Here is a 20,692-nt window from a genome sequence, read left to right as displayed (position 1 = left end):
GCTATGAGTGAACAATTACATGTGCCAACAATGGCATCATATTTAGCTGAAGGTAAACAACCAGAAGTTTTATTCTGGGTTGGATGTGCAGGAAGTTTTGACGATAGAGCCAAAAAAATAACAAAGACTTTCGTTAAAATACTAAACAATATTGGCGTTGATTTTGCTGTTCTTGGTACAGAAGAATCTTGCACAGGAGATCCTGCAAAACGCGCTGGAAACGAGTTTTTATTTCAAATGCAAGCAATGACTAATATCGAAGTTTTAAATGCTTATGAAGTAAAAAAAATAGTGACTGCTTGTCCGCATTGTTTTAATACCATTAAGAACGAATACCCAGAACTTGGCGGTAATTATGATGTGGTTCATCATACCCAGTTTTTAAAGCAACTTTTAAACGAAGGTCGCTTAAAAATTGAAGGAGGAAAATTTAAAGGTAAACGCATTACCTATCATGATCCATGTTATTTAGGTCGTGCTAACGATGAATATGAAGCACCTCGCGATTTACTTCGCAAACTAGAAGTTGAATTAATAGAGATGAAAAGTTGTAAGCAAAAAGGCTTATGTTGTGGAGCTGGCGGTGCACAGATGTTTAAAGATGCTGAAAAGGGAGACAAAGAGGTTAATATACACAGAACTGAAGAAGCGCTTGAAACTAAACCAGAGGCTATTGCAGCTGGTTGCCCATTTTGCAATACCATGATGACAGATGGTGTTAAAAATAAAGAAAAACAAGACGAAATAGAAGTGCTTGACGTAGTAGAAATGATTGCTAATGCAGAAGATTTATAATTTATTATGATAGTAGACTTTAATTCATTACCAGATGATGCTCGCATTTGGGTCTATCAATCTAATCGTAGTTTTTCAGAAGAAGAACTTTCAACTCTTAAGCCAAAAATTGAGGCCTTTTTAAAAGATTGGACGGCTCATGGTAAAGATTTAAGTGCAGGATATAAAATTCCTTACAATCGATTTATTGTTATCGGGTTAGATCAAACAACTAGTTCGGCTTCAGGTTGTTCAATAGACGCTTCTGTAAGATTTATACAGTTTTTGGAGGAAGATTACAAAGTTGATTTGTTAGACAAAATGAATGTAAGTTACAAACAAGGCGATTTTGTAGCGCACAAAAATTTGAAAGATTTTAAAAAAATGGTGAAACAAAAAGCTGTTTCTAGACAAACCATAGTTTTTAATAATTTAGTGAATACAAAAGCTGAATTTGATGATTTCTGGGAAATTCCTTTAGAAGAAAGTTGGCATGCGCGATTACTAAAATAAACTATGCAAAGAAATCAAGTTTTATTATTGGCTGTTTTAGCAGTCAATTTTTTTTACGCTCAACAAGTAAAACCTCTCATAGCTGAAAATCATTCAGCTCAAAGGAAATGGGTTGATAGTATTTATAACACTCTAAGTTTAGAGCAAAAAATAGGTCAATTATTTATGGTTGATGTGTTTTCTAGTGCATCATCAGCTGAAATAAATATTTTAAAAAATAAAATCAAAAACTTTCATATTGGTGGCGTAATATTCTCTAAAGGTACTGCCAAACAACAAATTCAACTTACAAATGAATTTCAACAAATTGCTGAAGTTCCATTATTAATAGGTATGGATGCTGAATGGGGTTTGTCAATGCGTTTAGATGAAACTTTCTCTTTCCCTTATAATATGACACTAGGCGCAATAACCAATAATAATACGGTTTTTGAGGTAGGTCAACAAATTGCTCAGCACAGCAAGCGGTTAGGTGTTCATGTAAATTTTGCACCTGTTGTAGATATTAATACTAATCCTAAAAATCCAATTATAGGAAACCGCTCTTTTGGTGAAGATCGTAATCAGGTTACCCAAAAAGCACTGGCTTTAATTAAAGGCTTTCAATCTGAAGGTGTTTTAGCAAATGCCAAACATTTTCCAGGTCATGGTGATACTGATCAAGACTCACATAAAACCCTGCCAAGTCTAGAATTTGATGTAAATCGATTAGATTCTATCGAATTATATCCTTACAAAAAGCTTTTTAAACAAGGGCTAAGCAGCGTAATGGTTGCCCACTTAAATGTTCCAAAATTAACCGAGCAAGATGGTTTGCCAACCTCATTATCATCTAAAGTAGTCGATTCACTGTTGATAAATCGACTTCAGTTTTCAGGTTTAATTTTTACTGATGCCTTAAATATGAAAGGTGCAAGTGAGTTTGGAGAAAAAGGAATTGTTGAGTTAAAGGCCTTTTTAGCAGGAAATGATGTCTTACTTATACCCAACAACTTAGAAGCTGCTATTAAGCAAATAAAAAAAGCCTACAACAACGGAACAATTTCTAAATCAAGATTAACTCACTCAGTCAAAAAAATACTCTATGCTAAGTATAAGGTTGGTTTAAATAACTATCACCCTATATCACTTAACAATTTGGCATCTGATCTAAATACAGATAATAATAAAGCAACTCGTTTTAAAGCATTCAAAGAAGCAGTAACTTTAGTTAAGAATGATGTAAATAGTGTGCCAATATCTGAAATTAATCATTCTAAGATTGCTTATATAAAGTTTGGAGACGCAAAGAATAACAAGTTTATAGAAACACTTTCAAATTACGCCGAAATCAATTCATTTTCAAAAGAAAATCCTAATCTTTTAGAAGAGTTGAAGTTTGCAGATCAGGTTATCATAAGTCATCATAAATCTGATGAAAATCCTTGGAAATCTTATAGTTTAACAACATCTGAAATTAAATTACTAGATGCTATATCGAGAGAGCATAAGGTGTTTTTTGTAAATTTTACAAGTCCATATGCTTTGCTCGACCTTAACTCGTTCTTACCAATTGAAGTAATATTACAAGCCTACCAAAATGCTGACGATGCTCAGCAGGTAGCCGCTGAAATTATTTTTGGGGCCACTAAAGCACAAGGCCGTTTACCTGTTTCTATTACTAAGGCTTTTCCTGTTGGAACAGGTTATCAAAATTCTACAACAGGAAGAATGAAATACGATTATCCTGAAAACTTAGGCTTTAATACAGCTAAACTCTCAGAGGTTGATAGCTTGTTAACTGAAGTTGTTGAGCAGAAAATGTCTCCTGGTGTTCAAGTTATTATAGCAAAAAATGGAAGTATTTTTTACGATAAATCTTTAGGATTTCATACTTATGAAAACAAGATTCCGGTAAAACCTACAGATGTTTATGATTTAGCATCATTAACTAAAATTTTGTCAACATTGCCGTTGTTTATGCGTTTAGTTGAAGAAGGGAAAGTCAGTATTCATGATAAACTATCAAATCTATTACCTGAATTAGATACCACAAACAAGACCAATATTTCAGTTAAACGTATGCTATCACATTACGCTGGTTTACAGGCTTGGATTCCTTTTTATGTTTCAACTTTAGATAGTTTAGATTATTATTATCGTGAAGAACCTTCAAAAAAATACAGCGTTCCAGTTACTGAAAATTTATATTTACGAAAAGATTATCAGGACTCAATTTATGCTCAAATAGCTTCATCTGAACTTTTAGAAAAAATTGAATATAAATACTCAGATCTTCCTTTTTACTTTTTAAAACAGTTTATTGAGCGATCTTACAAAGATTCCATTCATACTATCATTCAAAATGATTTTTATAAAACAATGCATATTAAAAATATGTTTTTTTACCCTAAACGGCATAAAAATCTATCTGAAATTATACCAACCGAGGATGATCAGATTTGGCGTAAAGAATTAGTTCATGGTAATGTTCATGACCAAGGCGCCGCGATGCTTGGAGGAGTTGGTGGTCATGCCGGCTTGTTTGGGAATGCTAGAAGTGTTGCTCAGTTTATGCAAATGTATCTGAATGAAGGAACTTTTGGAGGTAGAACCTATTTTAATCCTTCAACTATTCAGGCATTTAATACTTGTTATTATTGTGATAAAGATGTTAGGCGAGGTTTAGGCTTTGATAAGCCGCAACTAGATGATGTTGGCCCAACATGTGGTTGCGTTTCTATGACTAGTTTTGGTCATTCAGGATTTACAGGAACTTATACATGGGCAGACCCTTCAACTGGAATTTTATATGTCTTTTTATCAAACCGTATTCATCCGGATGCTTCAAACCGAAAACTCATTGAAGAAGATATTCGCACCAAAATTCAGCAGGTTATTTATGATGCACTTGAGGAATAAAATTAAATTTGATTTTATTTAAGATTTCTTAGTTTATAAAATTCTAATTTAGTGCTTTAATTTCATTTTTAAGATATGAAGATAGCCATTGTTTGTTACCCAACTTTTGGTGGAAGTGGAGTAGTAGCGACAGAATTAGGTATTGCCCTTTCTAAACGCGGACATGAAATACATTTTGTAACTTATAAACAGCCTGTTAGGTTAGAATATTTATCGCACCAAATTAAGTACCATGAGGTAATTGTTCCTGAATATCCCTTATTTCACTATCAACCTTATGAGTTGGCATTATCAAGTAAGTTGGTTACAGTTGTTAAACAGCACCAAATTGATTTACTTCATGTACATTATGCAATTCCACATGCTTATGCCGGGTTTATGGCTCAGCAGATGCTAAAGGACGAAGGTATTAATTTACCAATGATTACAACATTGCATGGTACAGACATTACTTTGGTTGGTAGCCATTCATTTTACAAACCAGCGGTTAACTTTAGTATTAATCAAAGTAATTTAGTAACCTCTGTTTCTCAAAGCTTAAAAGAGAATACGCTTGATATTTTTGATATTAATAAAGATATAAGTGTTATTCCTAATTTTATCGACTTTGAAAAAGTTAAGTTTGACGTGGGTAACTGTCAAAGGCATTTAATGGCTAATGATGACGAAAAAATAATCACACATGTTAGTAATTTACGTCCTGTGAAAAGAATTAGTGATGTGATTAAGGTGTTTGCTAAAATTAGACAACAGTTAAAAGCCAAATTAATTATTGTTGGTGATGGCCCTGAACGTGAAAATGCATCAGTTTTAGCTCATAAATTAAATGTGAGGCAACATATTATTTTTTTAGGAAAGAGTAATGAAGTTGAAAAAATACTGTGTTTTTCAGATTTATTTTTGTTACCATCCAAAAAAGAGAGTTTTGGTCTTGCTGCTTTAGAAGCGATGGCTTATAGCGTTCCTGTTATTTCTACAAATACAGGTGGAATACCAGAAGTTAATAAGCATGGCGTTTCTGGATTTTTATCTAATTTAGGAGATATCGATGATATGGCTAAAAATGCAATACATATTTTATCTAATGAAGCAAGACTAGAAAATTTTAAGGTCAATGCTAAAAAAACAGCGCTTCAATTTGATGTCAAGGCTATTGTACCAAAATATGAAGCGCTATATAAAGAAATGATTCAATAAGTTTTAATTTTCATCTGTATGATTTCGAATATCTAAAACTTCAGACCTGAATTTGTTTTTACCAAAATCTAGTGTTCTAATAGGGAATGGAATGTTGATATCATGTTTATTGTAGGCTCTTTTGATCGCTAAAATAGCCTGATGCTGAGCAATATAAATATCTTTTTGATTTTCAACTTTTGTCCAAAACCTGACGATATAATCAATTGAGCTATTTCCAAAACCAGTGTAAAAAAATTCAATTTCTTCATTGAATTTTTGTTTAAAAATAGCTTCGATAGCATCGGTTGTTATTTGTTGAACTTCATCTAAATCACTTTCATAGCCAACACCGCATGAAACTGTAACACGACCACGTGGGTCGCTACTGAAGTTTTTAAAAGCCGAATCTACAATCTTAGAGTTCGGAATCATGACGTGATTATTATCTGCAGTTTGCAAAACAACACTTCTTAAATTGATATCAATCACCTTGCCTGCAAAATCATTCGTTTCAATCCAGTCGTTAATTTGAATTTTTGGTAAGAAACTAATAATTACACCTGAAAAGGTATTATTTAATGTACCTTGCAAGGCCAAACCTACTGCTAAACCTACAACACCAGCTGCTCCGAGGACTGAAGTTAAAACAGTATTTAAATTTAAAATTCCTAAAGCAATAAAAAAGCCTATCAGGCCAATAACGGCTTTTAAAACTTTTACCGAAATTACTCTAATAGAGGCTTGTGTAGAGCTTCGTGCTAGAATTTTATTAAATAGTTTTCCTGCATATTTAGAGATAATAATAAAAAGGATAAATACTATTATTGCTAAAATTAAGTTGGGTAAACTATCTATAAATTCATTTATCCAAACAAAAATTTTTTCGTAAAAAGAAGACCAAACACTTTGTGTTTGGTCTAATATATCGGCTTCTTTCATTTAATAATTATTTATCATCAACACTTTTAACCCAAGCATCTAGCATCCAACTTGTTTTTTCTAATTCACGGATGTAAGCACCAATTAAATCTATAGTACCTTCGTCACCATTTTTATCTGCAACACTTACTACTTGTCTCATTTGTTTAATGAGTTTACCATGATCATTTAATAAGTTATTAACCATAGCTACATCATTAATATCTGATGCAGATTCTTCTAAATTAGAAATTTTTAGGTAATCAGACAAATTACTGACAGGATGCTTTCTTAAAGTTAAAATTCTTTCTGCGATTTCATCAATTTTAAGCTTTGCATCATCATACATTTCTTCAAATTTTTCATGTAAATCAAAGAAACTTTTGCCTACAATATTCCAATGATAATTTCTTAATTTTTGATAATATAATTGATAATCAGCTAATAGCACATTTAGTTCTTTTACTGTTAAATCAGTTGACTCTAAATTTAAATAACCCATAATTATGTTTGTTTTTATTAATTAAACTTTATTTAATTTTCTATCTATTTAAAGATAAATTGAGTTTTTCTTGAATAGATTTACTAGTTTGACCACCAGAAACGCCATAACCATCAACAAGAATCCCTTTTTTGCCATCTTCTGTTGTAATGGCATATAAAATAGAATTATCAGACGGGTTAGACATGCCTTCAAATCTATAGACTTTATCTACAATAAAATCATTTTCTGAATACGAACTTTGATTATTACATTCTAAAGCGTTTTCAGTAAGTTTAAAATCTACAGTATAACCTTCTTCTTTTAAATCATTTATTTTAGTCGAAAGCGTAGAATTTGAATCCATAATGTTTTTGTTTAAAATTAATAATATAATAGAAGCCAAGGCTTGTATTTAAATTAAGATTAACGTTCTATTTTTTATCTGAATTGTCTTTTGTATAATTAAATAGACCTAATGGAAACGCCAATAAAATAAATATAAACCGGCCAGTTACTAAGCCATAAATGGTAATTAAAGCCGCAATAGTATAAAGAAGTGTAGATCGATTAAATTTCATTATATAAGTTCTATTTTACAAGTTGAAGTCTATTTCTTAGACTTTTTATTATGATAATCCTTACTTTTGCAATCCTTAAATAATTAATTTATGAAAGCAGGAATTGTTGGTTTACCAAATGTAGGAAAATCTACCTTATTTAACTCTTTATCTAATGCAAAAGCACAAAGTGCAAATTTTCCTTTTTGTACTATTGAACCTAATGTAGGTGTCGTGAACGTTCCCGATAATAGACTACTTGAACTAGAGAGTTTAGTAAATCCAGAGCGAGTAATTCCTGCAACAGTTGAAATTGTTGATATTGCTGGCCTGGTAAAAGGAGCTAGTAAAGGTGAAGGTTTAGGGAATCAATTTTTGGGTAACATAAGAGAAACCGATGCAATTTTACATGTTTTACGTTGCTTTGATGATGATAATGTTGTTCATGTTGATGGTAAAATAGACCCCATAAATGATAAAGAAACTATAGACTTAGAACTTCAATTGAAAGATTTAGAGACAGTCGAAAAAAAACTTGAGAAAGTAAAACGTGCTGCAAAAACCGGCCAAAAAGAAGCTCAAAAAGAACTTGCAGTATTAGAACAACTTAAAAAAGGTTTAGAAGAGGGAACTTCTGTAAGAGCTATAAAAATTGATAAAGACGATCGTGAAGCATTTGTAAAACCTTTACAATTTATTACAGATAAGCCTGTCATGTATGTTTGTAATGTCGACGAAAAATCTGCTGTAAATGGCAATGCTTACGTCGATAAAGTAAAGGCATCAGTAAAAGATGAAGATGCTGAAATTTTGGTTTTAGCAGTAGGTATTGAAGCCGATATAGCCGAATTAGACGATTTTGAAGAACGTCAATTATTTTTAGAAGATATCGGCCTTGAAGAAGCTGGCGTTTCTAAACTTATTCGTTCAGCCTACAAGTTACTTAATCAACAAACATATTTTACGGCAGGCGTAAAAGAAGTTCGAGCCTGGACAGTAAAAGTTGGCGCAACGGCACCTGAAGCCGCAGGCGTTATACACACTGATTTTCAAAAAGGCTTTATTAGAGCAGAAGTGATTAAATATAATGACTTTGTGACTTTAGGAAGTGAAGCAAAAGTTCGTGAAGCAGGAAAGTTAAGTGTTGAAGGGAAAGAATATATCGTAAAAGATGGCGATATCATGAATTTTAGATTTAACGTTTAAAATATAAACACATGCCGATTAATCAATTTATAGACCATACGGCTTTAAAAGCCACCACTAGTATTTCAGACATTAAACAACTTTGTGAAGAAGCTAAAGCTTATCATTTTGCAAGTGTTTGTATTAACCCTTGTTTTGTTGAATTAGCAACAGAATTACTATCAAATTCTGATGTTAAAATTTGCACAGTAATTGGTTTTCCACTAGGCAATACAACAACTAAAGCAAAAGTTGAAGAAGCACGTCAGGCCTTAAAAGATGGCGCAACTGAATTTGATATGGTTATTAACCAATCCTTTTTAAAATCTGGTGAATTAGACCGAGTCAAAGAAGATATTTCTGAAGTTAAAAAAGCAGTTGGTAACAACACGCTTAAAGTTATTTTAGAAATTTGTAATTTAACAGACGAAGAAATCAAAATAGCCTCAGTAATTTCAGAAAAAGCTGGTGCAAATTATGTTAAAACTTCAACAGGTTTTGGCAGTGGTGGCGCTACAGTTGAAGCTATTAAAATTATGAAAGCTAGCGTTTCAAATCAAGTTAAACTTAAAGCTTCTGGAGGAATACGTGATGCTAAAACAGCACAAATGTTTATAGATTTAGGCGTACATCGATTAGGCGCTTCTTCAGGTGTTGCAATTATGAATGGTTTAACCTCTAAAGACGATTATTAATGAGTTTACATATTAAAGCCCAAACTAATGAAATCGCAGACACTGTATTGTTACCTGGCGATCCGCTTCGTGCTAAATGGATAGCCGAAACTTATTTTGAAAATCCTAAATGTTATAACGACGTTAGAAATATGTTTGGTTATACGGGAACTTACAAAGGGAAAAAAGTTTCGGTTCAAGGTACAGGCATGGGTTTACCTTCATTTAGTATTTATGCTCACGAATTGATAAATGATTATGATGCAAAAAAATTAATTCGCGTCGGAAGTGCTGGCTCAATGCAAGAAGATGTTGCTTTAAGAGATGTTGTTTTAGCAATGTCTGCTTCAACAAATTCAGCTATCAACCGAAGTAGGTTTGATGGTGGCGATTTTGCTCCAACAGCGAGCTTTAATTTATTTCAAAAAGCAGTTGAAGCTGCCAAAAGCAGATCAATTCAAATAAAAGCAGGTAATGTTTTATCGTCAGATTTGTTTTATACAGATCAAAAAGACGATTATAAAAAGTGGGCTGCTTACAATGTTTTGTGTGTCGAGATGGAGGCAGCTGCTCTATATTCAATCGCAGCAAAATTTGGAGTAGAAGCACTCGCTATTTTAACAATTTCTGATTCACTCGTTACAGGTGAAGTTACTAGTGCCGAAGATCGTGAAACTACCTTTTCTAAAATGATAGACATTGCGCTAGATGTGATTTAATGAAAATTATAGACCAATATAAAGCTTTTTTTAAAACACCTTTGCTTGTTAAAAACCCTGATGATTTTATTAAAAACATCAGGGTTTTTGATTTTAAACCCGACAATTATTCTTTATCACCTCAATTTGAAACCAATCAGAAATTTATAGGTAAAAGAGCCGAACTTTTTATGCTTGAAGCATTACAACAGTCTGAGCAATATGAAGCGATTGCTCATAGCCTTCAAATCATTACACAGAAGCAAACCTTAGGTGAATTTGATTTTCTTGTTCGGGATTTAGTATCAGCTGAAGTTTTTCAACTTGAATTGGTTTATAAAGTTTATTTATTTGATGCTAGCTTATCAACTACAGCCGATTTTTGTTGGATTGGTCCAAATAGAAGAGATCGTTTTGAAGATAAACTACATAAACTTAAAACCAAACAATTTCCGCTTTTATACCAAAAAAATGCAACTTCTGAACTTGAAGGCCTGGGATTAAAACAAAATTCTATTCAGCAAAGATTGTGTTTTAAGGCCATGTTGTTTAAGCCATTTCAAGAAAAACTACCAGTATTTAAAACTTTAACTGATGTGCAAATTGAAGGTGAGTGGCTTACAAAGCAACTTTTTTACAAACAAGATTGGAGTAGATATCATTTTACGATGCCTCAAAAATTAAACTGGTTTAATGCTGTTAATAGAGTAGAGCAGTGGTTTACATTAGAGCAAATTTGTCCTGATATAGATAATTATCTAGCTTCAGGTAGATCTGTGTTGTTATTTGTAAGCGATCACAATAAGCGTTTTTTTAAGCTCTTTTTGACAAACTGGTAAGTAAATTCTTTTAAGGAAACTTTGTAAGTCGTCTAATTTTTAGCTTAGTATATTTGTACAAAATAATTTGATGGATACGATTGAAGCTTTAAAATGGCGCTATGCCGCAAAAAAATTTGATGATAACAAAATAGTTCCTCAATCGATTTTAGATAAAATAATTGAGGGTTTTAATTTAACGCCAACTTCATATGGTTTGCAGCCTTTAAAATTAATTGTGATTTCTAATCAGGATTTAAAAAATGAATTATTTCAACACAGTTTTAATCAACAACAGGTAAAAACTGCTTCTCATTTGTTGGTGATTTGTCGTGAAGAAACTATTAATCAAGCTTTTATTGAAGATAACTTTGAACTTATTAAGTCAATAAGAGAGACACCTGATGAAATTTTATCACCTTTTAGGGAATTTTTAATTAAAGATTTTAATGAAAAAACAGATGATGAAATTTCAAAATGGGCTAATAACCAGGCTTATTTGGCTTTAGGTAATGTATTAACTATTTGTGCTTTAGAAAAAATTGATGCTTCCCCTATGGAAGGCTTTCTTCCTCACAAATACGATGAAGTTTTAGATTTAAAATCTAGAAAACTTAAATCAGTTTTAGTTTGTGCCATAGGATATCGGTCTAATGATGATGAGTTTGCAAGTTTTAAAAAAGTAAGAAGACCATTAAGTGAAACTATAATAGAAATTAAATAAAAAAAAGCGCCAAATTGGGCGCTTTTTTATTGCTTTAAACTTATCAAAATTTAACGCTTAACTAGTTTAAGAGTTTCTTTTACATTAGATTCATTCGTAATTTGTACAAAAAATAAACCAGTTTCAAGCTCTGATATATTCAAGATTTGATGTGCATTTACAGCTTCAAAAGATTTAACTTCTTTGCCAAGCGTATTATAAATTTTTACAGTTTTTGCATTAACTGACAGTTTGAATGCATTTGACGTAGGATTAGGGTACAATGTAATTTCCTTTTTATTAAACTGGTTGTTGCTTAAAGTTGATGGTGCATTTCCATAAATTCTAAATTCTCCAGCAGGAATATTAATTGTAGCAGAAGTATTATTTACATTTATAGAAGTTGAACCTGTTTCATCCATTAAATTGAACCATTGACCTGTATAAGGAAAATCAGGTGTTATGTTTCTCGCTGTAACATCAAAATTAGCAATAACCACTACATTTTTAAGAGATGAAGCAGGTAAGTTGTTGTTAAAAACATAAATTCGTGGTGTTAAAGTGTTGCCTGAATTTATGGCATAATCACCTTCAAAAACATCTTCTTCAATTTTTAGCTCATGTAATCTAGCCCAATCGTTATAAATTTGACTTCTTGCAGGATCATTGAGCCAATTATTTGTCCACTGCGGTTGAGGCTTGGTGTCTAGTTTACAATCACCATCTGTACCGCCTGGTAAGTTTACACTACCATCGTTACAAGTAAAAATAGAATTTTCCATTCCTAAATCTCCGAAATGCCAAATCATTTTAGGGCCAGGAATAGTCATTGTAACAGCGCCAAGTGCAGACATGCGAGATAGAGCTGTATTTAAGTTTTGTACATTATGAGAAGCGTTTGAAGTATTTCCAAATTCTAGATTTTTATACATCAAGCGTTCTTCATCATGACTTTCGGCATAACCCAATAATCTAGGTGCATTAAAACCGCGACTTTCGTGACCCATTCTAGTAATATCATTATTAGAATTAAAGCCCATTGTAAGTTGATTATATTGATCGGTCATCTTGCCCCAAAGCATAATTCCTTTATCTTCATTTAAACGATAATTAGCCCATTGCTGTTCTTCATTATCTTGCCCTAAGTGTTCAAAAATAACATAATGGCTATCATCTATAGACCATGAATAGTCAGCGTAGGCTTTTAAGACATCCACGCGATCTTGTTGGTAACTATTGGTGCACGATTCATTAGAGTCAGAACAATTTTGTGTAAAGCCTTTTGTTAAATCCCATCTAAAGCCATCAATTTTAAACTCTTGAATCCAGTGCTTAATAACACGTTCAGTGTAATATTGAGTTAAATTACTTTGATGGTTAAAATCGTTACCTACATTATAACTATGTCGAGGAGACGTGTTGAAGTAAGGATTTTCTGTTGAAGGTCCGCCCCAACCGTCACCATCAGGATCATTCATCCACATTCTTACCATAGGATTACGACCATAAGCATGATTTAAAACTAAGTCAAGTATAACGGCAATTTCATTCTGGTGGCATAAATCTATGAACTCTTTAAGTTTATTTTCAGTTCCATAAAATTTGTCTAAAGCCATATGAAATGCTGTATTATATCCCCAACTTTCGTTGCCTTCAAATTCCATTACTGGCATAAGGTGAATGGCATTGATGTTTAAATCTTTAAAATAGTCTATTTTATCAATTAAATCTTGATAATTTCTATCAGCATCAAAATCTCTCACCAAGACTTCATAAACCACAAGATCTTCTTTTTTGGGTTTTTCAAAATTTGTGACTTGCCAGTTATATTCTGGTTTTGCTGTTTGTAATACACTGACTTCACGTTCTTGACCATCAGGATATTGAGGTAAGTTAGGATATGAACTTGTTGGAATTCCAGGATCATCAAAAGGTGATAAAACCAAAGTTGAAAATGGATCTGCAGTTTTTACGACCTTAGGCGAACCATTAATTGGTGTTTGGTCTACAACCCAATATTGATAGGTTTCAATTTGTCCAGGAGTTAAACCATCTAACGAAATCCAAAATTTATTATCTCTTGTAGGATCTATATTCATAGCGTAGCTTCCGTCAGGACTCCAGTTATTAAAACTCCCTGCAACGTAAACAAAGTCTTTTCCAGGTGCATTTAAAACTAAAATAGCTTCAGTATCACTAATATAATTGATACCATCTTCATAATCAGCTGGCATAGTAACTGAGTTGACAGTTGGTTCAGCGATAACTGAAAACTCTCTTGTAAAAGTGATAGAACCTTGTGTCACTTCTAGAATATAATCTTTATTCTCAGTAATGTTTGTGTTGGTATATGAATAAGTGTTAACACCTGTCTGAGTATTAATGACACTTCCATTAGCAGATAAGACATAAGTGGCATTCCCTGCTGAGTTTGAAGCAGAGATAGAAAAGTTGCCACCATTTTGAATTACATTTAAGTTTTCTTGGGGAGCATTAAGTGTTAATTGAAATGTTCCGACATCGGTAACAAAGTCCTGTGTTTTTTTATCGCCTGTACCATCTTTAGCTTTAGCAAGCATACCAATTTCAACAATATCAGTTGCACCGTAAAAGTCGGATGGTGTCATTGTAAATGAAAAAGTACCATCACCATTATTGGTCATTTTTTGTGATTCACTAGAACTTGTCCACGAGCCATTAGTAGGCGAGTCGAATTGTTGACCATTAGCATTTGTGTACCAAGCCCATAAGTAAACATCACTTGTACTCCAAACTCCCGGAACAACACCAGATACAGTGATTGTAATTTCATCATCTTGCTCAAAATTAGATGGCGTAATTGTGAAGTTTCCTGTTTGTTGTTGAGCAGAGATTATGCTTCCTAATAAAAGGCTAAATATTAAAAGTAGATTTTTTCTCATAATTATTTAAAATTAAAAAGGCCTACATTCAAAGTAGGCCTTTATTTAATTTAGGCTTTATTGCCAAGGGTAAAAGTTAATAGTTGGTGGATTTATTGTAAAATTCATTTCAACATTGTAAGTACCAGGAGTTACCGGAATATTTGCTCCACCTAACTCTAGAGTTCCATCATTTCCATTATCACCGTAATCTACATCCCAAACTTCATTTTGTCTAATTTTAACTTCACCTGTACCAATTTCAACACCATTTAAATAGTACATACCTTCATTTATACCAAAATCAGGTAAAAACTTATCTGGATCAGGTGCGTCCCATTCAAATGTAGTAGCGCTACCAACAAGACCCCATAAATCAGTTGGTTCTAACTCATAAGTTTGACTGTTTAAATCTAATGTGATGATATAGTGTCCAGCTTCAACAGCAATATTATCACCGCCTTGATCTAGTGTTCCATCAGCACCTGTATCACCGTAGTCAAAATTCCATTCTTCATTTTGGCGGAATTTTATTTCTCCATCTGTTAATGTTGCAGCAGCTTTCCAATTATCTTGAAAAGGGTTATATTCAAATTTTATGTCTGGTGTATCCCAACCGTAGACAGTTGCACCACCTACAATACCCCAAGAATATTCTTCAATAGACCATTCTAGAGTTTCAGTATTAACGGTTATTTTGTAATTGCCAGCACTAACTGGAATATTTGCACCGTTAGGCTCTAACGAACCATCATTACCATCATCACCATAATTAACGGTCCATTCGTTATTCTCTCTAAATTTTATTTCACCATCTCTTAAAGTTGCGTAAGCAACAACAACATTATTTTCAGAAGTTGAATAAAATGGAACATCTTGAATAGGAGTTTCATTTGTTGAGCTCCAACCACCTGGTGTAGCACTACCAACAATTCCTAAATTAGTTGATAAGTCTAGAATTGAAGAAAAAGGCGTAGCTTCAAGACCTACTGCCTGCGTATAAGTTTCTTGAGCATCACTCAAACTTACAAGTAGTCTCATCTCAATTTGATTGACTTCCATAGGTGTAGCACCTAAGTTCAGTAAAATACTGTTAAGCTCTTCTGAAGTAAATATTTTTGAGGTGTTTCTGCCAACATTTACTAATCTAGGGCTACTAAAATCGTTCCCCATCATATCAATTTCAATAGTATATTCAGGAACCGATTGGAAACCAAAGTCAGGTTTAGTCCAAGTGGCTGTTAAAATTTCTTCATCAGTATTATCTTCTGTCATGACAACCTCATCAATCGATAGTGAAAGGGCTGTGTTTGCATTTTCATTAATTTGAGTTAATTCCTGATCATCACAGCTAATAAAACTTAGTGTTAAGATAATAGAAAATAACTTCAAAAAGGATAGTTTATTAATAGCCTTCATTTTGTGTCAAATTTGGATTAATTGATAATAAGTCGTTCGGAATAGGGAATAGCGTTCTAAATTCAGGGACTGAAACACCATTTTGTGCGTCTCCTTTGAATGGCCATAAGTAATCATTTGTTGTGAAAAGATTGTATCTAATTAAATCTGTTCTGCGTTGGCCTTCCCAGTAAAGTTCTCTTGAGCGTTCATCTAACACAAATTCTAAAGTTAAATCTGAACTATTAATGTTTGCGCTAGAGTTTCCATAGGCGCGCTCTCTGATTTCATTGATTAAGTTAACGGCGGTAGCTTCACTACCATTACCACCACGAAGCGTTGCTTCAGCATAATTTAAATAAATTTCAGGCAATCTGATAACAGGATAGTCTGTGTCTACATAATTACCAGTATTATCACTTCCTTGGTTACCATTTGAGTCGATGTTTTTAAACTTAGTGACGGCAAATCCTTGTTCAAAAGGAGGAATTTCTTCAATTTCAAGACTTTGACCATTTGTATAAAACATAGCTCTAGAATCTGGTAAATAATCATAAATAGACTCAAGTGTATAAGTATTGTTATTTAAGTTGAAGGTAATTAGATATCTGCCAGCATCTACACTGATGTTATCGCCATTAAATACTACATTACCATCTGCCCCACCATAATTATTATCCCAAAGATTATCTCTTCTGAATTTCATTTCACCATCAGTTAATGTTGCAAAAACTTGGTATACATCTGGAGCAATTTCATACATGTCTGTGTCAGGATCACTCCATCCGTTTGGTGTTGCACTACCAATGATAGCCCAATTAGAAATTGTAGTAAAAGAATTATTTAAGGCATCATCAGAGACATCAAATTTTTTGACTAGTGCTTCTGTTGTTCTTAAGCCAGCCCAACCTGCATTAACTCCGTAATCTAAAGCATTCATATTACCGCCAATAGAGGCATGTGTTAAGAAGGTTGTACCTCCAAATGTTTGTGATTGTAATCCATCAAAATTTAATGTAAAAATAAATTCGTTTTGAGCACCATTAACATTGTTATCTGCTAAAAATAATTCATCGTAAGCAGAGCCATTTCCATTGGCATCATTAGTATTAATGCTATAAGAAGAATTTATCACTTTTTCAGAGTACTCAACCGCTTCATTATATCTGGCTTCCCCAGTAAAAACCTCGGCATTTAAATATAATTTAGATAATAATGCCCAAGCGGCTACTTCATCAACACGACCGTATTCATTAGAACCATCTGCTGCTAGATTACTTTGAATATCAAGTAATTCATCTTCAACAAAAGTGAAAATCTCAGTCCTTGTGGCTTGTTCAGGTAATTCAGTTGAAATTTCAGTAGTTAATGGCACATTTCCATATAAATCCATTAAGTTATAATAAGCAAAAGCTCTTAGGAATCTTGCTTCAGCAATATACTGTTCTACTACTGGATCTGCAAGTAGGTTTGCATTTGCAATAAATGAATTTGTAAATGAAACTTCTTGAGCTAATCGATAATACATAGCTTCAGTAAAATCGTTTCCTGATGACCAAGACATGGCATGTAAATCAGGTAATCCTGGGTCACCCCAGCCAACAACTGCATGATCAGTTGTTAATTCATTCAGGTTATAAAGCATTCTTGTGTACTGTGAAAAACCTTCATCTATACCAGAAATATCTGGTTGTCCTGAAGGACCTTGTTGACCTGTTAAGGCCAGACTTGCATATAATTTGGCAAGAGCGCCTTTTGCTTGTTTTGCATCTGCAAATACATCTTGTTCAGTTACTGTATCTGGATCTATTGGTGTTTGGTCTAACTCATCGTGACAAGACATGACCAATAGAGCAGAAAGTGCAATAAAACTAAATTTTAAAATCGTTCTTTTCATTTTCATTTTTTTTTAAAAATCAACATTAACACCAATGACTAGTGTTCTTGGTCTTGGGTAGAAATTGTTATCAATTCCTCCAGAAATTTCGGGATCAATACCATCATAATCTGTTACAACTAAGGCATTCTGTAAAGATCCATATACTCTAAAGTTAGCATTTTTAGATAAACTATCAAAATTATAACCTAATGTTATATTATCAATTCTGAAAAACGAGGCCTCTTGAACGTAATAGTCACTTAATAAATTTTGTTCAGTGATTGCTTTGAAGCCTGTATTTAAATAATCAACATGAAGATTCGATAAAATTTGATTGTCAGTTGCTCGTCTTTCATATCCATTAGCTGAAGCAACATTGTCGTAAGCATAATTGCCAAGGCTTGCTCTAGATTGAATAGATAAATCCCAGTTTTTATAGCTTAAATTAGTGTTCAAGCCCATAAGCACATCTGCATAAGGATCTTCTTTAATGTATCGGTCATCATTATTAATAATACCGTCATTATTTCTATCTACAAAAACACCTTCTATAGGGCTACCATTTGAATCATAGACTTGTTCATAGACATAAAAGCTAAATGGTGATTCACCTTCACGATGAATTTGTACATTATTACCTGTACCACCACTAATGCCACCAACGTTTTGTTCGTCTGGTAATCTTGTAATTTCATTATCGTTGAATGATATATTATAGTTGATATCCCATTGAAAATCATCTGTATCAACTGGTGTAAGGTTTAAAGTAAATTCGATCCCTTTATTTACCATATCACCAATATTAGCATCAATACGGTTACCGAAGTTTGTAAATGGATCTACAAGGGTAAATGCAATTAAATCTTTTGTTTCTCTTCGGTAGGCATTAATTGAACCAGAGATACGATTATCTAAAATGGCATAATCTAAACCAACATTTATAGTTGAACCGACTTCCCATTTTAAGTCTTCATTGACTGGCTCCGGTCTAAAGGTTTGTAAAAATGAATTTCCAAACTGATAATTAGCTGTTTGTTGACTGGCAACATAACGTGTTAAAAAGCGGTAATCTCCTAAACCATTTACGTTACCAACTTCACCATAACCAGCTCTTAATTTCAATTCATTAATAACGCTAGATTCTTCGATAAAATCTTCATTATGAATATTCCAAGCTGCTGAAAACGATGGGAAATATCCCCAACGATCGTCTGGATTTAATTTAGATGAAGCATCTGCTCTTAAAGTTGCTGTAACTAAATACTTACTATCAAAGTTGTAGTTAACACGACCAAAATAAGATAATAATACGCTTCTAGATTTATCGATGAATTCAGATTCTAAACCTTGTTCCTCACGCTCACTATCATAACTGAAATTATCAAATTCAAATTCTTGATAAGAGTAACCTGCAGTTGCATCAATATTATGCACATCGTTAAGGCTACCTTTGTAGTTTAGGTAAGCATCAAATAACTTATTTTTTTGTATTTGACTAAATTCAGTTCTAGCACCTGTTTGCAAACCGCTTCCAGGAGCATCAGAAGTAGGAATATCACTAGAAGTTATACGTCTTCCATTACTATTAGATTCGTCATAACCAGCATTTATAGTTGCGGTCAACTCATCGGTTAATTTATAATCCGCCTTTAAGTTGGTGATAAATCGTCTTACTTCAGAAGTGTCATCAATTAAATCTAATAAAGCAACTGGGTTTGTTGTAGCTAAACCCCGTTGACGATCTCCATCTAACCAAGTATAGTAATTGGCAAAAGGTGAATTTTCATCAAACACAGGTTGTGTTGGGTCAAAAGCTACAGCTGCTCCAATCGCGCCACGATCTGCAAAAGTATTTTCTACGTAAGATCCTCTTGCATTAAATGTTAACTTAAGCTTTTCATCTAATAAAGTAGGCGTGAGGTTTAAAGATCCTGTTAATCTTGAAAAATTATCACCTCTTAAAATACCGTTTTGGTCAGAATAGCCTAAAGATACACGCATAGGTACACCATAAGCGTTTCCTAATGCACTGGTGTTAAATTCACCACCCATCGCTTGGTCAGCATAAATTTGGTCCTGCCAATCTGTATTCGCATCACCTAATCTTGAGATTTGGTTTTCATTACCAATAGTTTGTACTAAATTTCTAAATTCTGAAGCATTGAGTACATCAACAGTTTCTACTGTATTTCTAATGGTTCTGTTATACGATGTGTTAAAGCGGAATTCATTGGTGTCTTTTCCTTTTTTAGTTGTAATCTGAATAACACCATTTGCAGCACGTGAACCATAAATTGCTGTTGCTGAAGCATCTTTTAAAACTGTGATGCTTGCAATATCATTTGGATTTATAATGTTAAGTGGGTTTCTAGAACCACCAACACCTCCATTATCTATTGGCACGCCGTCAATTACGTAAAGCGGCTCACTAGTTAGTGATAAAGAACCTAGACCTCTAATTGTGATATTTTGACCATCTCCAGGTGAACCTGAAGCTGAAGTAACATTCACACCAGCGATTTTACCTGTAATAAGTTGTTGTGCTGAATTAATTGGGCCTTTATTGAAGTCTTTTGGAGTTACTAAATCAACTGCTCCTGTTAAATCTTCTTTCTTTGCCGTACCATAACCAACCACAACAACTTCTTCTAATACAGCTGTATCAAGTTGAAGTGTAACATTAATCTCATCTTGGTTTATAAAAGTCACCTGTTTAGGTTTAAAACCCAAATATGAAAATTTCAACACTTGATTTTGTTCTACAACGATTGAGTAATTACCATCAAAATCGGTAGTAGTTCCTTTATTAGTGTTTTCTATAGAAATATTAACACCAGGAATTGGCACACCATCTTCTCCGACAACTGTACCTTTTACAGTTTGTTGGGCAAAGAGGCTAATGGGCAATAATAGTAGTATAAAGCCCAAATATTTAATTGTTTGCATACGTAAAAATTTAAGTTAGAATTAATATACTTTTACTTCCTGATGTTAAAAGTATGTAAACTAAATGTATGCTCAAACTCAATAAATCTACGATAACGTTTTCGTGTTGAAAACTTTTCTAGATATTTTATTTTATCACACTTTTTTTCGAATTAGTTAGTATTT

At 33.1% G+C, this 20,692-nt stretch carries 16 protein-coding genes; 9 read left to right on the top strand and 7 right to left on the bottom strand.

The genetic code is table 11. The features are described 5' to 3' along the window. The first annotated feature begins 3 nt into the window (after positions 1-3). The 4 genes from IMZ30_RS00885 (at position 4) to bshA (ending at position 5,385) form a co-directional block, all read left to right on the top strand. Complete coding sequence (locus tag IMZ30_RS00885; RefSeq protein WP_207038689.1) at positions 4-795, top strand: (Fe-S)-binding protein; 792 nt, start codon at positions 4-6, stop codon at positions 793-795. Between the two features lie 6 nt (positions 796-801). Further along, complete coding sequence (locus IMZ30_RS00880) at positions 802-1,287, top strand: ABC transporter ATPase (protein WP_207038688.1); 486 nt, start codon at positions 802-804, stop codon at positions 1,285-1,287. Between the two features lie 3 nt (positions 1,288-1,290). Continuing rightward, positions 1,291-4,188: a glycoside hydrolase family 3 N-terminal domain-containing protein gene (locus IMZ30_RS00875; RefSeq protein WP_207038687.1), complete on the top strand. Its 2,898-nt coding sequence runs from the start codon at positions 1,291-1,293 to the stop codon at positions 4,186-4,188. Positions 4,189-4,263: 75 nt separating this feature from the next. After that, positions 4,264-5,385 carry an N-acetyl-alpha-D-glucosaminyl L-malate synthase BshA gene (gene bshA, locus IMZ30_RS00870; protein WP_207038686.1) on the top strand — a complete coding sequence of 374 codons (1,122 nt, stop codon included), beginning with the start codon at positions 4,264-4,266 and terminating at the stop codon, positions 5,383-5,385. Positions 5,386-5,388: 3 nt separating this feature from the next. Here the strand turns inward: bshA and IMZ30_RS00865 are convergent, their stop codons facing one another. The 3 genes from IMZ30_RS00865 to IMZ30_RS00855 are packed head-to-tail and all read right to left on the bottom strand — an operon-like array spanning position 5,389 to position 7,133. Further along, positions 5,389-6,306, bottom strand: a complete 918-nt coding sequence (locus IMZ30_RS00865; RefSeq protein ID WP_207038685.1) for a mechanosensitive ion channel family protein — start codon at positions 6,304-6,306, stop codon at positions 5,389-5,391. 7 nt (positions 6,307-6,313) lie between these two features. Then, positions 6,314-6,787: a Dps family protein gene (locus tag IMZ30_RS00860; RefSeq protein ID WP_073191285.1), complete on the bottom strand. Its 474-nt coding sequence runs from the start codon at positions 6,785-6,787 to the stop codon at positions 6,314-6,316. A gap of 40 nt (positions 6,788-6,827) precedes the next feature. Next, the gene (locus IMZ30_RS00855; protein ID WP_207038684.1) at positions 6,828-7,133 is read right to left on the bottom strand and encodes a phosphoribosylpyrophosphate synthetase; all 306 of its coding nucleotides are present in this window, start codon (positions 7,131-7,133) and stop codon (positions 6,828-6,830) included. A 304-nt stretch (positions 7,134-7,437) separates the two neighbouring features. Between IMZ30_RS00855 and ychF the strand changes: the two genes are divergently transcribed. The 5 genes from ychF to IMZ30_RS00830 all read left to right on the top strand — a co-directional run bounded on the left by ychF (position 7,438) and on the right by IMZ30_RS00830 (position 11,425). Then, positions 7,438-8,532, top strand: coding sequence for a redox-regulated ATPase YchF (gene ychF, locus IMZ30_RS00850; protein ID WP_207038683.1), 1,095 nt, complete (start codon positions 7,438-7,440; stop codon positions 8,530-8,532). Between the two features lie 11 nt (positions 8,533-8,543). Then, a complete protein-coding gene (gene deoC, locus IMZ30_RS00845; RefSeq protein WP_207038682.1) occupies positions 8,544-9,206 on the top strand; it encodes a deoxyribose-phosphate aldolase in 663 nt (220 codons plus the stop codon). After that, positions 9,206-9,904 (top strand): purine-nucleoside phosphorylase, encoded by a 699-nt coding sequence (gene deoD, locus IMZ30_RS00840; RefSeq protein WP_207038681.1) that lies wholly within the window; start codon positions 9,206-9,208, stop codon positions 9,902-9,904. Before deoC ends, deoD begins: the two co-directional genes overlap by 1 nt. Then, positions 9,904-10,722, top strand: a complete 819-nt coding sequence (locus IMZ30_RS00835) for a DUF1853 family protein (RefSeq protein WP_207038680.1) — start codon at positions 9,904-9,906, stop codon at positions 10,720-10,722. Before deoD ends, IMZ30_RS00835 begins: the two co-directional genes overlap by 1 nt. A 70-nt stretch (positions 10,723-10,792) precedes the next feature. Continuing rightward, entirely contained in the window at positions 10,793-11,425 is a 633-nt protein-coding gene (locus IMZ30_RS00830; RefSeq protein WP_207038679.1) for an NAD(P)H-dependent oxidoreductase, read from the top strand. Between the two features lie 50 nt (positions 11,426-11,475). Here the strand turns inward: IMZ30_RS00830 and IMZ30_RS00825 are convergent, their stop codons facing one another. Genes IMZ30_RS00825 through IMZ30_RS00810 form a run of 4 tightly spaced genes read right to left on the bottom strand, consistent with a single transcriptional unit; the run spans position 11,476 to position 20,527 of the window. After that, on the bottom strand, positions 11,476-14,325 hold the full coding sequence (locus tag IMZ30_RS00825) for an alpha-amylase family glycosyl hydrolase (protein WP_207038678.1): 2,850 nt from the start codon (positions 14,323-14,325) through the stop codon (positions 11,476-11,478). A gap of 57 nt (positions 14,326-14,382) precedes the next feature. Then, the gene (locus IMZ30_RS00820; protein WP_207038677.1) at positions 14,383-15,723 is read right to left on the bottom strand and encodes a SusE domain-containing protein; all 1,341 of its coding nucleotides are present in this window, start codon (positions 15,721-15,723) and stop codon (positions 14,383-14,385) included. Continuing rightward, positions 15,710-17,599, bottom strand: coding sequence for a RagB/SusD family nutrient uptake outer membrane protein (locus IMZ30_RS00815; protein ID WP_207038676.1), 1,890 nt, complete (start codon positions 17,597-17,599; stop codon positions 15,710-15,712). Before IMZ30_RS00815 ends, IMZ30_RS00820 begins: the two co-directional genes overlap by 14 nt. Positions 17,600-17,611: 12 nt before the next feature. Then, positions 17,612-20,527 carry a SusC/RagA family TonB-linked outer membrane protein gene (locus IMZ30_RS00810; protein WP_207038675.1) on the bottom strand — a complete coding sequence of 972 codons (2,916 nt, stop codon included), beginning with the start codon at positions 20,525-20,527 and terminating at the stop codon, positions 17,612-17,614. Between the last annotated feature and the right edge of the window lie 165 nt (positions 20,528-20,692).

Origin of the sequence: Psychroflexus sp. ALD_RP9 (assembly GCF_017311165.1) — a bacterium.
GTDB lineage: Bacteria > Bacteroidota > Bacteroidia > Flavobacteriales > Flavobacteriaceae > Psychroflexus.
The sequence above is the reverse complement of the archived record's forward strand: the minus strand, read 5'-3'. Positions and strand labels throughout refer to the sequence as shown.

Coding starts and splice junctions, on each gene's coding strand:
- IMZ30_RS00885 (WP_207038689.1), top strand. CDS start 4: ATGAGTGAACAATTACATGTGCCAACAATGGCATCATATTTAGCTGAA.
- IMZ30_RS00880 (WP_207038688.1), top strand. CDS start 802: ATGATAGTAGACTTTAATTCATTACCAGATGATGCTCGCATTTGGGTC.
- IMZ30_RS00875 (WP_207038687.1), top strand. CDS start 1,291: ATGCAAAGAAATCAAGTTTTATTATTGGCTGTTTTAGCAGTCAATTTT.
- bshA (WP_207038686.1), top strand. CDS start 4,264: ATGAAGATAGCCATTGTTTGTTACCCAACTTTTGGTGGAAGTGGAGTA.
- IMZ30_RS00865 (WP_207038685.1), bottom strand. CDS start 6,306: ATGAAAGAAGCCGATATATTAGACCAAACACAAAGTGTTTGGTCTTCT.
- IMZ30_RS00860 (WP_073191285.1), bottom strand. CDS start 6,787: ATGGGTTATTTAAATTTAGAGTCAACTGATTTAACAGTAAAAGAACTA.
- IMZ30_RS00855 (WP_207038684.1), bottom strand. CDS start 7,133: ATGGATTCAAATTCTACGCTTTCGACTAAAATAAATGATTTAAAAGAA.
- ychF (WP_207038683.1), top strand. CDS start 7,438: ATGAAAGCAGGAATTGTTGGTTTACCAAATGTAGGAAAATCTACCTTA.
- deoC (WP_207038682.1), top strand. CDS start 8,544: ATGCCGATTAATCAATTTATAGACCATACGGCTTTAAAAGCCACCACT.
- deoD (WP_207038681.1), top strand. CDS start 9,206: ATGAGTTTACATATTAAAGCCCAAACTAATGAAATCGCAGACACTGTA.
- IMZ30_RS00835 (WP_207038680.1), top strand. CDS start 9,904: ATGAAAATTATAGACCAATATAAAGCTTTTTTTAAAACACCTTTGCTT.
- IMZ30_RS00830 (WP_207038679.1), top strand. CDS start 10,793: ATGGATACGATTGAAGCTTTAAAATGGCGCTATGCCGCAAAAAAATTT.
- IMZ30_RS00825 (WP_207038678.1), bottom strand. CDS start 14,325: ATGAGAAAAAATCTACTTTTAATATTTAGCCTTTTATTAGGAAGCATA.
- IMZ30_RS00820 (WP_207038677.1), bottom strand. CDS start 15,723: ATGAAGGCTATTAATAAACTATCCTTTTTGAAGTTATTTTCTATTATC.
- IMZ30_RS00815 (WP_207038676.1), bottom strand. CDS start 17,599: ATGAAAAGAACGATTTTAAAATTTAGTTTTATTGCACTTTCTGCTCTA.
- IMZ30_RS00810 (WP_207038675.1), bottom strand. CDS start 20,527: ATGCAAACAATTAAATATTTGGGCTTTATACTACTATTATTGCCCATT.